A 15556-nucleotide genomic window follows, 5' to 3' on the forward strand; every position below is an offset into this window, starting at 1 on the left:
GCTTCAGATCATCTAACGCCGCTTCTTCTTGTCTATTATCTAAGGGAGTGAATTTTTTGAAAACATCCGTATTTTACGATATTAAAAATCTAGTAGTTGAAGAAACACCATTACCAGAAGTGCCTAATGGAAAGATTTTGATGAAGATTGATACTTGCGCAATTTGTACTTGGGAACAAAGAGTTTACACAGGTGTAAAAAAAGTGGAATACCCGTTTATTGGCGGTCATGAGATCGCTGGTGAAATTGTTCAACTGGGAGAAGGAGTAGAAGGTGATTGGGAGATAGGGAATCAGATTGTTTTTGGGACGAATTTAGCCTGCGGTCATTGCTATTACTGTCGAACCGGTGAGGAACAAAACTGTTTGAACTTTGATCATAGCAAACAGCAGCCGGGATTGCCTTACAAAGGGATGGGCGGATTATCGGAATACTTAGTAGTAGACCCTGAAAATATTTTTAGCTACCAAAATGTCGCCCCCGCTGAAGCGTCATTAACAGAGCCGTTGTCTTGTGTTCTTCACAGTGTTGAGACTGCCGAAGTTAATTTCGGTGATTATGTTCTAATCGTAGGAGCTGGGATCATGGGAATGCTGCATTTGCAATTGGCTCAAAAAAGAGGTGCTATTGTGATCGTTTCAGATCCTAATGAAGAACGCTTGAAATTAGCCAAAGAACTAGGAGCAGCTCAGATCATCAATCCTGTTAAAGAGAACTTATTGGAGAAAGTCTTATCCTATACGGAAAATCTAGGTGCTCAGATTATTTTTAATACCACGCCAAATTCAGCGTTGATTCCTGGCTTATTAGAAAATCTGTCTAATACAGGAACGATGATTTTGTATTCTTCCTATTATCCTGATGAACCAGTCGGCATAACTTTCGATCATATCCATAAAACAGGACAGAAAATCATGGGGACAGCTAATTCAAACAAACGAGATTTCATTCGAGCAGCTCGCTTGATCAGCCAAGGTGTTGTCAATGTGAAACCGTTTGTCACAAAGATTTATCCGCTAAGTCAAATTCAAGAAGCGTTTGAAGAAGCTGTGAATACTGAAGCGTTTCGGATTGTCATCGATTTTGAACAAGAAAGAAGTGAGTAAGGATGTTAGTAACAGTCAAAGATTTATTGATGAATGCAAAAAAGCGGCAACGAGCAGTGGGAGCCTTCAATGTTCCTAATTTGGAATCACTGCGGGGAGTCATTCAAGCAGCAGAAGAGTTGGACGTTCCCGTGATCATTCAACACGCAGAAGTTCATGAACATTTGATTTCAATTGAAGAGATCGGTCCGGTCATGGTCGAGTTTGCAAAGCAAGCCAAAGTTCCTGTCGCAGTTCATTTAGATCACGGAGCGAGTCTAGAGGAATGTGTCAAAGCCATTCGCCTAGGTTTTACTTCTATTATGTATGACGCTTCATTGAAGGATTATGACACTAATGTAAAGGAAACGGCGGAATTAGTTAAGATTGCCCACAGTGTCGGGGTCTCTGTTGAAGCAGAATTAGGTGAAATGACAAACTCTGCGATTGGCAGTGGAGAAGGGCGTTCGTCAAAAGCCAGCGATTTCGGTAATGCTGATCTCTTTACAAATCCGCAACAAGCCAGCGAATTTATTGAAAAAACGAAAGTAGACAGCTTGGCAGTTTCTTTTGGGACCGTGCATGGAAAATATATGATGGAACCGAATCTGGACTTCGAACGGATCAAAGCAATTCGGACAGCGACAAACGGGGCAGCCCTAGTAATGCATGGCGGATCAGGTGTTTCAAAGAAAGATTATCAAAAGGCCATTGCCGCTGGAATTCGCAAAATCAACTATTATACCTATATGAATCTAGCCGCTGGAGAAGCGGTGAAAAAGGAATGCTTAACTCAAAGGGATGAATATTTCTTTGATGAGTTATCCTTAGTCGCTACTAGTGCAATCAAGGAAAACGTTACTAGCGCATTGAAAATTTTTAATGGATTAGATTAAATAAAAACACGTCTGTGAGCAGTCTTTGCTGCTTCCAGGCGTGTTTTCGATAGAATATCAAAAATTATTTTTCAACTATAATTCTTCGCTGGCGAACGTGAATAAGGTTGTATATATAGTAGGGAAGTGTAGCAAAAAATCCAACGAAAAATATAAGCTGGATCGTAATGAAAAAGAAGATGATTGTAAGAATCTTAAACTTTTTAGATTGCTTCTTTATGAATGAACTAAACATAAATATTCCAGAAAGGATTGAGCCGATCAAGTATCCGCCTATAAGGGTGCCGGCAGCAAAATAGAGGATTTTAGTAAATGATGACAATTCAGTTGCGGGAGAGAGAACCATTAATAGAGATAAAATACCATAAAGTGCCGCTCCCACTAAAAAAGCAACCGAGGTATAAAGTAAATAGTTTTTCCTATCTTTATAAGTCATTGTGTAACTCCTGAAGTTATTTTTAATAAAGATAGCACGACTATCTTTAAGGAGCAACAGGATCGGAGACTTTCCTAGTTAGATAAGGGACTTACGGTAAATTCTGATAGCTTAACTAGGGTATTTCGGAAGAAAAAACAGCCACAAAGAACAGTGACTGAGTTAAAAGTTATTCGACTAGATTGGTTCCATAGGAATTATCAATGGCGCAAAGCCATTTTCCATCGACATTTCGGAAAACATAAGTTGCCCGACGTTCCATCGAAAATTCTGATTTTTCTTTAGCGCTCTGGCTAGCTTCTAAAAATGTTTGCGCAAGTACAAGAACTGTGTCGCCGGCAACCAAGTAAAGCATTTTTCCCTCAATTGGTTTGATCGAATTATCGAAGTATTCAGCAATTTTAATAAAGGCCGACTTGATTTTATCGCGCCCGCGTGCAATTGTTCCTGGCTTGACGACCAGTATCGCGTCATCAGTATAGTAATTAACCAACTCGTCAAAGCGTTCTTCATGAATCAGAAGATCGCAATTATCAATAATTGATTTAATTTTCTTTTCAATTTTTTCATCTTCATTCATAGCAACCGCTCCTTTGGTTTTTATCGAAGTATAGCACAAAAAAAGAAAAATCCAACTAACGGACGAACATGTAAAGGGATACTTGCAATGACTAGGCCATCATTACTTATCCAAAAGAAGATGCTTTTTATAAAGCAAAAATCTAGCGAAGGGTTGAGCAATGCACAATTCTACGAAGAAAGAGATACTAAAGTTTCTCGGCCATTTGTAGAAAAATTGTTCGATCGGCAGCAACGAAATATATCTCATTCCTATCCAACTTGCGACAACCGTTAGAATCACTGACATCATAATTACATTGACCAGACAGCTTACGATCATATGGGAGTTAAAACTATCCTCTTTCCGAATCAATTTGGCAGTCAATTTTGATGCTGGTTCATGGGTGAGTAAAACCAAGACTACTACAATGAGCCAAATAGCAGGCATTACTTCGAACGTGTGCTTCCATGTAGTCAAACTAAACCCCATTTCGAAACAAGATATGAGCGGGGCAATGATATTGACAGAGAGAATAGAGACGATCGCCAGAAATAAAGTGAATTCTGCTTTGTTGCGGGGGAGTTTCATATAAAAATCCAAAATATAACCTCTTTCTGGGCCTTTGCGCAAAAAAAGCGCAAAGACACCTTTTATAGTGTGCTTTACGCTGAACAATTATACGCAGTAAATACTACGATAGTTTATACGAAATATTGTTCTAAATCAAGTGCAGAGGGATGGAAAATAGTCATCTATATGAGTTTTAATCCTCTTCATAAAAAAATAGCAGGGACTTTGATTATAGAGAGATTATCTTCGTTATCAAATGGAAAATAAGGATCTGGAACAACCAAATAATCTACAGACTCTTTATTAATAGTTGATCGATACATCCTAATGTCTAGAAAAATATTCTCTCAAATCAGTATTGTCACTAAAATTAACAGGCATCTTCTATCTGTTTAGGCTGGTAACAATCAAAAAAGCGATCAATTAATGATTGCTTTTTAGGTGGCTATTGATCAATTTCGTGATATCGCTGGAAAAAAGTATAAGAACGAAGCCTAGGATGTTCATAAGAAAATTGAAATTCATAAAAAGCGCATTAAGTAAAACGATCATCATTCCGATGAATAAGAATATATTGGGTTTAAGTCTGCTCATGAGTGTCATAGTAGCCCTCCTTTTTTCTCACTATATTGAAAAGAGGAGGGCTTGTAAATGTATTTTTTATGTAATCAGATAAGTTTAGTCAGAAGAGCTGAGTCTTCATCGGAATTTCAAAACCGTTAAAAAAAAGCACATGGGTTACATGCGCTTAATGATCTATTTGAATACGATTATTGTATCACGGCTTCCAGCATGATATTACTAACCCCAACGTAGGTACTGTAATGACTGCTTTCTCAAGTACTTTTCTACGAAATCAATATATTCTGTTATACTATCTGCTTTTTTTCTCTGAAATGATAGTAGGATAGATATTGGTATGAAAGCTTATATTTGATTGGTCATGATTTTTATCATTAGTTATTTTAAGTTATCCTGAACAATCAAAAATCAGTATCTTTTATGAAATATTTTTAATTTTGAAATTCAGCTGAAAGGATAACAGAGGGAGAAATAAAAAAAGAGACATCGCGTCTCTTAATTAAAGCGTAGGTAATCTAAAAAAAGCAAGAGATCGCAATGCCTAAAAACGTGATGGCAAATAACAAGCCGCTCCATAGTGCTAACATAATAAAAGGAGAGGTATTCTTGTCTCCCTGTTGCTTAAAGTGGGTGAGTGATCGCTTAAACATGACAAACTGCCAGACACTTAATAATAAGAAAATGGTTCCCAATACGTAACTCATTTACTAGCCCCCCTTTTAAGATAATTATACACCTATAATGGAGCCCTATTATATATTATGTGTAGATAATTAAGAAACAGTCTAGTTTCATGTTAGGGAGATTAAAGAAAAAAATCATCCAAAAAAATGGATGATTACGAGCTAAGTTTATCTTTGAATTTTGAAAACAATAGTGCAGAACCGATAACAATTCCATAATACACCACAGGTAGGATTAGGGATTTGGTCCCTTCGAAATAGTAGTAATAAAAGACTAATGATCCTCCAGAAAAGAATACAGTGACAAACATTTTCGCTAGTGACGGTCTTTTGCCGGATAAAGCAATCGTATAGGCGCCTAGAATAGCACCAAGAGCACAAATGAGGAAAGCAACAATATCTCTGGACAACATGATACCACCTCCTATTATTATTTTACCGTATTTTAGCAGCTGAATGAAGCAAGCTTTAGAAAAGCTATGTGAAATCAATTGTTACACTATTAAGGAAAAATAATCATCAATATACGTCTTTATTTGTTCAAAATCTCTTTGCATAAATAAGAGCGCGGGTACTTTGATTATTGGAAGATGATTTTCATTGTCAAAAGGTGGGAAAGGATCGGGAACTACCAAATAATCAACGGAGTCTTTATCTCTAATATAGTTAGTCGAAACATCATAGTAATCGGAAAAATAGTCTTTGAAATCATCGGTATCCATGAGAGTTGGTCCGGCAAATATTGAGACATAGTTTATGAAGGAGCTAACGGTTAATACAAAACATATTTTCTTCATGATGCATCCCCCCTATATAATTAATGATAAATCTAAGAAAGCGCTTTGTAAATGCGGAGATCATTAATTCGAAAAGTTAAATATGAATCAATAACTCTGTTAAATGGGGCTATTACAGAGGATTGACAATTATTTTTTTTGTTTGATTATCCAATTTCTAATTAAAGAAATAATCAAGTGGACTGGAAAAGCTAATATAGCAAATAGAAAAAATTCTTTATAATCCGATGTGTAATTCAACGAATATATCATTAAAGCTACAGCAACCAAAATAAGGTATTCCCAAACGAACCTATAAAAATTCATGCATTAATTCACTCCTTTAGAAAAGGATATCTTTGAAATTTAGGATTGTAAAGATAGTTTCAAGGGTACACAAGTGGACGCTATCAACTAGTTACATAAGTTGTATTTAAAACAAGCGCCCCTTTCTTAATAAAATAAGTGTAATCGTGGATCGACTCTAGTTTGGCTAACCAAGAATTTGGACTCCTCTAGCTGAAGTTCTTCAACAATCAGTTCTTTTAATTCTAACTGTTGGAGCAGGGTATTTACGCGATACAGTTTTGTGCCGTAATTGATCCATTCACCGGCATAGAGTAAGCCGCCCACCCCGCGGATATCTGGCTTACCTTTATAAAATAGAACCATGAAGTCTTGGATCGGTTTTCCATCACTTGAACGTAATGGATTTTCAGGATCGCGATCAATCGGGCGTCCGATTTTTTCATAGAGTTCTAAAGGTTCTCGTCCCCATAAATCAGGTTCATTATTACTACTATTCTTGTCTTTAGTTTTCTTCTGAAAAAACATAGGAGAACCTCCAATTAATTTTTTTATCATCAGCATATAACGCTTTCAAAATTTCCGTTGAACAAACCAACTCATCTGCTGCTGAATAGTTTACTAAAATAATACGCCTTATTAAAAGAAAGACAAGTCATAAAAGCTTGTTAATGGACGGAATTTTGACAATCTAGTGAGCAGCATAAGTATTGAGATCTGAAATACTAGCTTCTGGTTCTTTTTGAAGTGTTGCCCAGAATTACTACAATGATTGATGATAATATTAATAGAGTAATCAGAAGATTCGCGGGCAGAATTTTATGCAACAAACACACTAAGGAAACGAATATAAGATATGAGCCTACAAGTTTTCCTAAATAGGGACCATTATAGCGCTTCTTTTCTTCTTTAGGCATTGTGTTATAACCTGCAATCAGGAATAACCATTTGCCGCGAATAAGTTGAATCCCCATAACCATTATCAAAAGGCCCAAGAATCCCATTAAAGGATCGACAGTATTTACCATAAAAAGTTCCTCCTTCTAAAAGAATAAAGTGTTATTCTAGGAAATCTCATGGGTTAATCTAATTTGCTGTTGACATAGATACATTGGCTTAGCAATAAAAGAAAGAAAACCGAAGCATTCAAAATCAAAAAGAGATCATCAGAAAAAGAAGTCATAAGTTTAAATAAAAGAGTGAATGCTAATTGAACAAAACCTAAAATGATGGACGTATAGCAGCAAAGCCGCTGAGAGGCTTGCCAATTTGAGGGGTTTTTAACAGCTTTCGTCGTTCTAAAACCGAAAGCAGAATTGGTGCGGTATTTATCGTGTTTTGATAGATAGCTGTATAGCACTGGAAATATAAAAAGAAAAGCAATAACCGGCAGTGCGCTAACAAAATAGTGCATGATAAATCTTGCCTCCTTTTCTTTTATAGTAACACTATCAATACGCTCATGCTACGGAGCGTTGCGTCCTTGCTATAATAAGTTTCTTGCCTACTATAGACGTCCAATTGTAGACTGGTAGTAACAAAAAAACTATTCAGAATAGAAGGTGGCTGCATTAGACAATATAAAGAAAAGCAGTCATTATTGGAGGTGCCATTGCTATGACATTGGGTGAAAAGTTGAAGACTGCAAGAAAAAATAGTGGGCTGACACAGGAACAATTAGCGGTAAAGCTTGGGGTATCGAGACAGGCGATTTCTAAATGGGAGTCAGATAATGGACTTCCCGATGTTGAAAACCTGCGCCTGCTATCAAAGCTGCTTGGCGTCAGTATTGATTATCTTCTTGATGATGGAAACACATTGGATGTTGCTGTCATAAGAGAGGCGATTGATTTGAATCTTTACGACAAAGGCAGAAAAAAGGTTAAGAAGGATAAAATCGTAAGGGAAAAATATCCTGATGCAGAAATTCGAACCTTGATCGGAAGTCAAGTGCCGACAAAAGGCGAGAAGGTGATCGATATTGGTCTCGGAATTTTATTGGCCTTTGGAATTCCAGACCTGATCAACGGGGTAAATAACTTGGGCAAAGAGTTTTATTTGGTTAATCAAGGAAACAAGCAATTTTTAGTAGTCGTTACGGATGAATTTATAGAGAGCCGTCAGTTGGCGCAAGCGATAACTGAAAAGAAATTCAGGATTGGGGACTTTTCTTTCGTAGACTGCGGTCCAATTGTTTACGCATAAAAAATACGATTTAGCGGTTTGTAAAAGTGAATCGATGATAAATTCTGCTGCTCGCAATAAAGATTGTACTTTTTTAACGAGAGCCAAACCTAATCCGACACCGAGTAATGCGATGGCTAGGACATATAAAATGGATAGCGACAATGTTGAGACCACAGTTCATTTTCTACTAGAGGCGATGGAGCGTTACGAATCTTGGGAATCGCTTGACAACGAGAAGTCCGACAGAGATCACTGAAGTAAACGAAATAGCATTTGCCGGACACGTCTTCTCCTATAAGGAAATTTTTGCAAGTTCCTTTTCGTGTATAGATTTCTCTAAATACGCTATTCTTTATAGCATAGAGGAGGAGCACTAATGAAAAAAATGAAGAGTATCATTTTATTTGGCGTTTTGTTGTTTGGTATTGCCTCGCCGATGTATGGGAATGCTGAGGAATTGACCAGCACCACGACGAGTGAAACAGCCTTAATTTCAGAAGCGAAAGCTGCTGAAGAAAGCACGACTCAACCTACTAGTGACCATACTTCTTCGGTTGGAACAAATTCAACTGATAAACATAAAACAACCACTGCTTCAACACAAGAATCGACCGACAAATCATCGGCTGCCACTGAAAAAGCTGCACCAACGGCAGCGGTGGATCATGGGAGTCAGTATTTTACCGATGTGTCATTTACAGATATTGCTGGTAATCCACTAGCCAAAGTGAGTGATTCCGATAAGATCAAAGTTCATTATACGTTTGCCATTCCTGAAGCGGTTCATCCAAATGAAACGATGACCATTCAGTTACCAGAGCAATTGAAGCTGGTTAATTATACCGATTTTCCTTTAATGGACGCTGCTGGAAATATTATTGCGAATGCATCAACCGATGCAGCGACAGGATTAATGACTTTGACCTTTACCGATTCGGTTGAAGGGAAAACCGATATTAACGGCTCTTTGTTTTTCTGGGCTAAATTCGATAAAACGAAGGTAACTGATGGAGCCAATACACTTGCGATGCCTGTGAATGGCGCGACCACCGATGTCCAGCTAACTGTCCGGAAAAGCGCTGGAACGACAACCGGCAATAACAATCCAACGGTAGTCTTCAAAAGCGGGACCTTTGATAAAAATGATCCATCCATTATTAATTGGACAATTACCATTAACAATGCCCAGCAGCGACTCATTCAGCCGCAGATTCTCGATACGATTGGACCGGGGCAAACCTTACTGACGAACTCATTTATAGTCAATTATCGTGACACAAATAAGAAAAGCTTGAAGAAATATTCCTTAGTGCCTGGTCAAGATATCGAAAATTCTTGGACAAAAGTGGCGCAAACGGATACGGGCTTCCAGTTATATTTAGACAATCTAGGCAGTGCGAGTACGATAAATAACTACGCCTCCGCAGTCATTACCTACAAAACAAAAGTCGATGCCTCCACAACACGCTATATTAATGGCGCAGGTACGAATGATGAAGCCGGTCAGCCGCAAAATCGAAATGCCTCGGTGAACGTATACGGAAGCGGCGGCTCAGCCAGTGGAACGATCAATGAAGCGATTGACCAGCTAACAGATATCATTGATGAAGCTGAAAGTATCGATGAAACTGAACTAACGCCGGATGATGTTGCGAAACTGAATGACGAGATCCACAAAGCGCACGAGATCGTTGATAATGAAGAAGCCACACTCGAACAATTAGATGCAGCCTCTGATAACTTAGAAGGAGTGATTCAAGAAGTCGCACCTTCTACGGAGCAGCCGCCTGTAGATACGAAGGAAATCGAGCAGGCTTTGAAAGAGCTGCAGGCAGCAGTAGATGAAACGAATAACAAAAAAGCAGAAGAGTACACCCCTGAATCATGGCAATCCGTTGCTGATGCAAAGGCTCAGGCAGAAAAAGTTCTCAAAAAAGGACAAGAAAATCCAGCAAACGTAACGCTGAACGAAGTAAACAGCGCAAAAGAAAATTTAGCCGCAGCAGTACAAAAGCTGGTAAAAAGAGAACAACCACAATCCAATAAATCACTAAAAGAAGCACTAGCAAGACTGGAAAAATTACTCGCTGATCTCAATCAAAAAGTTCGCTCACTATATACAGAAGACTCTTGGCAAAAGGTCATGGATTTAAAGGACGAAGCGAATCGCCTGATTGCATCCGGCAAAGCAACATTAGCGCAGGTAAATGATCTGATCCAACGTTTGACTGCCGCAATGAGTGAATTGAAATTAAAAACAACCACTCCCAACGCAGAAAATACAAACGTACCAATCAGCACTTCTTCATATATAAGCAAAAGTCCAACTACAAGCTATCAAAGCAGCCTGCCGAAAATGGGAGAAGATAAAGGAACCGCGCTCCTGATCTTAGGTGTATTAGCGATTAGTCTGGCAACAGTGATAATCTACTACAAGAAATAATCTGATGAAGAGCCTGTGATAGGCTCTTTTTTCACGTCTTTGTCATTTTCGTGGTCATTCAAGCCTTTTATCCGAGAAGAAAATAGGGCTTTGGTTGGACGAAACGCTTCCGATTATCTCTTATTATGAGAGTGTAGTAATAAAGCAGAAAAAATAGCGTTGGTTGTTACGGTTGGTAGAAAACGGGAGGATATATAAAATGAAAAGAAATGGATTAGAAATTACAGTATTGATTTTGGGGATTGCCTGTATTGGATTAATGACAGTGAACCGGTACATTTTCCGCCCGGTATGGAAATCAGAAATTCGGACAGAATTAAGAGAAGTGAAGAAAGAAATCAAGAACGACTTATACGACAGCAGAGATGAAGTCAAAGAAGCTTCTAAAGAAGTGAAAAGCGAACTCAAAGAAAGCGGTAAGGAAAGAAAACAAGCACTAAAAGAAAGTCACAATGAAGTCAAAGCAGAAATCCAAGAAGCAAAAACTGAACTCAAAGAAACCTTGCCCCTGTCGTATTAATATAGATTTAAAAGGGGAAGCTCCCCTTTTATAAAGAAATAGCCGGTCAAATCTTTTAAGATTTGACCGGTTATTTGTGTTTTGAATAAAAGATATAAATTGATTTATGGGATTTTCGTTTTGCGGCAACTAGAGTAGCAGAGGATTAAATGAGTGAATAGGTAATCGAAGTCCAGAAACTGTCTGGGCTTATCATGCAAGGATAGAAAAACTTTTACCATCCCATTTAATACAAATAATATCGACATTTTTGATTTTAGGTTTTGTTCGCAACATTTCTTTTGAAAACAAATACAGCAATGTTTTAATAGCAAAAGCATGAGTAACGATCAGGACGTTTGGATTATTCAGGTGAATAAATTTATCACCTGTATCTTTGAGAAAACTTTCCAATCTATCCATAATCATATGAAACGGTTCAACCATACCTGTTATGTCGGATTTATAAATAACCTCATGAACTTCTGGCAGACGGAAATTAAGTTCTGAAAAATCATTTTGTATCTGTAATTCATTCATCATACTGGAAATAAACTTATCATTATTTTCCGCTTCCCAGCAGCCCAAACACCACTCACGGAGCCTTTTATCAGTAATAACTTGCAGTTCATTTTGCCCCTGTGCAGTTAATATGGTTTTTCCAGTCTGTAAAGCTCTGGATGTATCACTGGAAAATGCAGCCGAAAATTGGACATTTTTCAGTTGCAGTCCTAATTGTGTGGCTGTTTGGATTCCTCTTTCAGTTAAAGGGGAATCTACCCAACCTTGTGCTTTATGTAACTGATTAAGTAATGTTTCCCCATGTCGAGTAACATAGAAAGTAACTGTTGAATTCATGTTTTATCCTCCAAAAGAATCCTATGTAATCGCTTCACCTTATCGGCAATAGTCGAACCAAGAAATTACTAGCAGTATAGCAAAACCACTCGCCCAAAACAACGCTGTAGGAGGAAAGAATGTTGACGAAAGAGGAGTTTGAAAAAGAACTATAGGAAGTAAGGTCAAGAAAATTTGCCTACATAGCTAACTATCACGGAAATAAAAAAGCTATCAAATTGATAGCTCATTCTAAACAATTATCGTTTTTTGAAATATATACCGAAACCCAAAAATATTACGCAAGGGAGAAAATTGTCGACTATTCTATCAACAATCAGACTTGTTGTATAAACTCGATGAAACACGAATAAATCTAGAGATATTCTTAAAATCATAAGAAGAAATACCAGAAGCGCAGCACCCAAAAAACACTTTGATGTAAGCTTATTATTTACTTTCAAAATTTCACCTCAGCAGACTTTTTACTAATTATACAGTTATTCTTAGTAATTGGGAGAAGAAATCAAAAGATCTATACTAACCACGCGAATCATGGAAGTCATGAAAAAAGACACTAAAAAATTTAGTGTCTAAATCATTTAATTTTGGATCGCTCTGATTAAATCATAATTGTAGTATTTTTGATTTCGTTTCTTTGAGTCATCTCGATCAAGCATGTTCTTAGTAACCAAGAAATCCAATCCTCTTTTTGCTGTAGCTGGATGTATATTGAGAAAAGAGCTAATTTCTTTCGCTGTAGCAATCGGGTTAGTAAAGGTAGCGAGCCAGATATTTTTTTGCATGTCTGTCTCACAATTATCCATACCGGTAGTAGCTAATTGCTCAGCACTTAGTAGTTTTTGAATGATATTGTTTGCCATTCGTTCAGATGCTTGTAGGAAAAAGAGCAACCAAGTGCTCCAATCCGGTTTCTGACCACGAGTGCTGTTTAGACTGTTATAGTATCTGATCCGTTCTTTTTCTAGTTCTTCACTTACAAAAAATATTGGTGAAGAAACTAAAGATTCTTTTACAGAGACTAGTACAAGTAAAATCCGACCTAATCGCCCATTCCCATCCAAGAATGGATGAATAGACTCAAATTGAGCGTGCGCGATCGCCATTTTCAACAAAGGAGAGGCATCGTATGGAAAATACTCTTCGGAATCTTTTTTGTCAATGTCGAAAGAGTAGTGATTTTCTCCATTGATAAAGAATTCTAAGTTTTCCATATATGAGTTAATTTCGTTTGGAGGAATAGGGATGTATACAGCATCTTCAATTTTATTGTTTGGACCAATAAAGTTTTGAATTTTTCTGAATTCGCCACTTGCTGAAGAAGTCCCGCGCGCATCTTCCATTAAGATAGAATGAATCCTTCTCAATAAACGTGTGGAAATTGGCATGTGATGATTTTGAATTTGATCTACACCATACATCAAAGCTTCATGATAATTGCTAACTTCTTTGTTTTGCCAATCCATTTCTTTTTTGTTTTTATTTTCCATGAAGTCGTGAAATGTAACTTGAGTTCCTTCAATCCTTGTAGATTGAACCGATTCGTTAAAGGATAAAAGGCTCAACAAAGAATCGTTGACTAAGGAACGATTGATGTGCGCATCCATTTTACCGATAACTAGATTTGTTTTAGCCAGTTGCTTATAAATTTCGATTGATTTTTCTTTAGAAACACTAATTGGTAGTTTTATTATCCCTTTCAAAACCATTTTAATCACCTCGTTAATTCAATATATATTAAAAAGTGAAATAAGTAAACGGATAAATCACAAATACATTAAATAATAGATAAAAGGAGAGAGGGAGAAAATAAATTAATCACACGGATCAAAGATGGAGCTAACGTTTGTAAAATTACTCTTCAGTAGGACCGTATTTTTTCCAAAATTTACCAAAGTCAGCTCCTCTAATATCGCCACAAACAATTTTCCGACGCTTATCCAACTTTTCGTCGTAAACATAAATTGGATAAATGGCTGGTGCTTTATATGAAACCTTTTCTCTGACTCCATACGAGACAGCAACCTGTGATAGATAAAAGTTCTGTTTGCGAAAATTTCCAATTTTTCGAATAACTAATATGTCCTCTCTGATTTCTATTATTGTGAACTGCATCAACAGAACAAACAAATAAAGAAAAGTAAGAGGCAGGACAGATAACCCAAAATCTGTGTTTGCAAAGCTGCCTTCTTCTATGACGATAGACCATGCAGCAATTGGGTAAAAACTAAAGAATAAAACGAGAGAAACACAGCTATAACTCCAAACGACAATTTTCTTCATGAAAGACTCCTACCAAAATGATTGATTATTAGCTAATATATCAAAAAACGAAGCAGGAAAGAAAGGGGGAATAATGGTTAGTTAAACACGAGGATTAAATAAAAAATCATCTCAAAACTTGAGATGATTTTAAAAGATTAGTCCAGTTCGAAATCACCATAATCAGGATCTTCTGAATAACCAAAACTTAAGCCAAACCTGTATGCTGTTGGACCTGCTGAGTAATTTGTTATTCGAATACCAAAATCATGTTCTTCAATTGATTCAGGATAATATGTTGGATTATATGAACCAAATCCATTTTCCTCATATGAGGTATTGCAATAAAAAATTGTGGGATTTATTCCTGGTACGGTCGTAATTGCTTGATAGGAAAATGTTTCTGGTCGGTTGGATAAAGATCTAATTTTAAAATTACCAGCAAAAGAACCTACGGAAAATGATTCAGGAAAAAGAATGCATTTTCTTGAGAACTCATAGGATTCTCCATTTTCTAAAGTAATTTCTTGAATTAATGGAGTAGCCATTGGTGCCACACTATCGATCTCACTATAAATACTTGACTTAGGTTCTTGAACAGCTTGATCTTCAGTAGCATTTACAAAGCTTGGCGATAAAATAGTCACACTCAAAAATCCTAGGAGTAACAAACGAAAAATCTTTTTCATCATACAACACTCCATTTCTATTTTGATAATTCAACCGTAACATTATCCATAAAGAAAATGGTTGATATACCAAAAGCTTGGAAAAGGAGAAGAAAATCGGGCAACTTTATTTCAAATTAAGTTTATGGGTTAAGTTAGTTAACTCAGACAATTAAAGACAAAAAATAGAGCCACGCTCTATTTTTTGAATCCACTCGTATTTAGCAATACCACCACTGTAAAAGGATTAATCTAACCGCTGGTTCATAATATGATCTTCGCCAAATTGAACTAAATCCCATAAATTCCCGTACAAATCTTTAAAAACGGCGACTTTTCCATAATCTGCCACCTTTGGCTCTCTAACAAATTCAATTCCCTTAGCAAGATAGTTGTTGTAATCACGGTCAAAATCATCTGTTGCAAGAAACAGAAAAACTCTACCACCAGCTTGGTTTCCAATGAAATCTTTTTGGATCGGTTTGGAAGCTTTTGCCAACAAGATCGTCGTACTGTTTGAATTTTTGGGAGATACAACGACCCATCGTTTATTTTGCTCTGGCTGATACGTATCCTCTATTAAAGTAAAATCCAGTTTCTTAGTATAAAAATCAATTGCTTCATCGTAATCGTTTACAACTAGCGCTATATGAACAATGCTTTGCTTCATAGGTACTCTCCTTTTTAAATGATGGAATCAACGTTACTTTCTTAGCATTTTTCTAAATGGATTCTTTTGGAAC

Annotated in this window: 19 protein-coding genes; 5 read left to right on the forward strand and 14 right to left on the reverse strand. The window is 37.0% G+C overall.

Translation table 11 applies throughout. From position 1 onward, the window contains the following. The first annotated feature begins 56 nt into the window (after nt 1-56). Both FFR60_RS15960 and FFR60_RS15965 read left to right on the forward strand, forming a co-directional pair. Complete coding sequence (locus FFR60_RS15960) at nt 57-1106, forward strand: zinc-dependent alcohol dehydrogenase (RefSeq protein ID WP_137664893.1); 1050 nt, start codon at nt 57-59, stop codon at nt 1104-1106. 2 nt (nt 1107-1108) lie between these two features. Next, the gene (locus FFR60_RS15965) at nt 1109-1981 is read left to right on the forward strand and encodes a class II fructose-bisphosphate aldolase (RefSeq protein ID WP_137664894.1); all 873 of its coding nucleotides are present in this window, start codon (nt 1109-1111) and stop codon (nt 1979-1981) included. A 64-nt stretch (nt 1982-2045) separates the two neighbouring features. Here FFR60_RS15965 and FFR60_RS15970 read toward each other — a convergent pair whose 3' ends face one another. From FFR60_RS15970 to FFR60_RS16010, 9 genes are all read right to left on the reverse strand, one after another. After that, a complete protein-coding gene (locus tag FFR60_RS15970; protein ID WP_137664895.1) occupies nt 2046-2417 on the reverse strand; it encodes a hypothetical protein in 372 nt (123 codons plus the stop codon). 169 nt (nt 2418-2586) lie between these two features. After that, a complete protein-coding gene (locus FFR60_RS15975) occupies nt 2587-2997 on the reverse strand; it encodes a YybH family protein (RefSeq protein WP_137664896.1) in 411 nt (136 codons plus the stop codon). 102 nt (nt 2998-3099) lie between these two features. Next, the gene (locus FFR60_RS15980; protein ID WP_249355020.1) at nt 3100-3456 is read right to left on the reverse strand and encodes a hypothetical protein; all 357 of its coding nucleotides are present in this window, start codon (nt 3454-3456) and stop codon (nt 3100-3102) included. 1190 nt (nt 3457-4646) lie between these two features. Next, on the reverse strand, nt 4647-4835 hold the full coding sequence (locus tag FFR60_RS15985; RefSeq protein ID WP_137664899.1) for a hypothetical protein: 189 nt from the start codon (nt 4833-4835) through the stop codon (nt 4647-4649). A gap of 134 nt (nt 4836-4969) precedes the next feature. Continuing rightward, entirely contained in the window at nt 4970-5227 is a 258-nt protein-coding gene (locus tag FFR60_RS15990) for a hypothetical protein (protein ID WP_137664900.1), read from the reverse strand. 81 nt (nt 5228-5308) lie between these two features. After that, nucleotides 5309-5611, reverse strand: a complete 303-nt coding sequence (locus FFR60_RS15995) for a hypothetical protein (protein WP_137664901.1) — start codon at nt 5609-5611, stop codon at nt 5309-5311. A gap of 432 nt (nt 5612-6043) precedes the next feature. Continuing rightward, on the reverse strand, nt 6044-6424 hold the full coding sequence (locus FFR60_RS16000) for a hypothetical protein (RefSeq protein ID WP_137664902.1): 381 nt from the start codon (nt 6422-6424) through the stop codon (nt 6044-6046). 197 nt (nt 6425-6621) lie between these two features. Continuing rightward, nucleotides 6622-6924 (reverse strand): DUF3784 domain-containing protein, encoded by a 303-nt coding sequence (locus FFR60_RS16005; protein WP_137664903.1) that lies wholly within the window; start codon nt 6922-6924, stop codon nt 6622-6624. Between the two features lie 53 nt (nt 6925-6977). After that, entirely contained in the window at nt 6978-7310 is a 333-nt protein-coding gene (locus tag FFR60_RS16010) for an SdpI family protein (RefSeq protein ID WP_137664904.1), read from the reverse strand. 203 nt (nt 7311-7513) lie between these two features. Between FFR60_RS16010 and FFR60_RS16015 the strand changes: the two genes are divergently transcribed. The 3 genes from FFR60_RS16015 to FFR60_RS16025 all read left to right on the forward strand — a co-directional run bounded on the left by FFR60_RS16015 (nt 7514) and on the right by FFR60_RS16025 (nt 11046). Beyond that, nucleotides 7514-8101: a helix-turn-helix domain-containing protein gene (locus FFR60_RS16015; RefSeq protein ID WP_137664905.1), complete on the forward strand. Its 588-nt coding sequence runs from the start codon at nt 7514-7516 to the stop codon at nt 8099-8101. A gap of 358 nt (nt 8102-8459) precedes the next feature. Further along, nucleotides 8460-10526, forward strand: a complete 2067-nt coding sequence (locus FFR60_RS16020) for an Ig-like domain-containing protein (RefSeq protein ID WP_137664906.1) — start codon at nt 8460-8462, stop codon at nt 10524-10526. Nucleotides 10527-10725: 199 nt separating this feature from the next. Then, entirely contained in the window at nt 10726-11046 is a 321-nt protein-coding gene (locus tag FFR60_RS16025; RefSeq protein ID WP_137664907.1) for a YtxH domain-containing protein, read from the forward strand. 192 nt (nt 11047-11238) lie between these two features. Here the strand turns inward: FFR60_RS16025 and FFR60_RS16030 are convergent, their stop codons facing one another. The 5 genes from FFR60_RS16030 to FFR60_RS16050 all read right to left on the reverse strand — a co-directional run bounded on the left by FFR60_RS16030 (nt 11239) and on the right by FFR60_RS16050 (nt 15483). Further along, entirely contained in the window at nt 11239-11883 is a 645-nt protein-coding gene (locus FFR60_RS16030; RefSeq protein WP_137664908.1) for a histidine phosphatase family protein, read from the reverse strand. Nucleotides 11884-12464: 581 nt separating this feature from the next. Then, the gene (locus tag FFR60_RS16035) at nt 12465-13592 is read right to left on the reverse strand and encodes a Fic family protein (protein ID WP_137664909.1); all 1128 of its coding nucleotides are present in this window, start codon (nt 13590-13592) and stop codon (nt 12465-12467) included. A gap of 145 nt (nt 13593-13737) precedes the next feature. Beyond that, complete coding sequence (locus tag FFR60_RS16040; protein ID WP_137664910.1) at nt 13738-14166, reverse strand: hypothetical protein; 429 nt, start codon at nt 14164-14166, stop codon at nt 13738-13740. A gap of 137 nt (nt 14167-14303) precedes the next feature. Then, nucleotides 14304-14837, reverse strand: a complete 534-nt coding sequence (locus FFR60_RS16045) for a hypothetical protein (RefSeq protein WP_137664911.1) — start codon at nt 14835-14837, stop codon at nt 14304-14306. Between the two features lie 223 nt (nt 14838-15060). Further along, nucleotides 15061-15483 (reverse strand): VOC family protein, encoded by a 423-nt coding sequence (locus FFR60_RS16050; RefSeq protein WP_137664912.1) that lies wholly within the window; start codon nt 15481-15483, stop codon nt 15061-15063. Nucleotides 15484-15556 lie beyond the last annotated feature (73 nt).

Origin of the sequence: Enterococcus hulanensis (genome assembly GCF_005405485.1) — a bacterium.
GTDB lineage: Bacteria > Bacillota > Bacilli > Lactobacillales > Enterococcaceae > Enterococcus_A > Enterococcus_A hulanensis.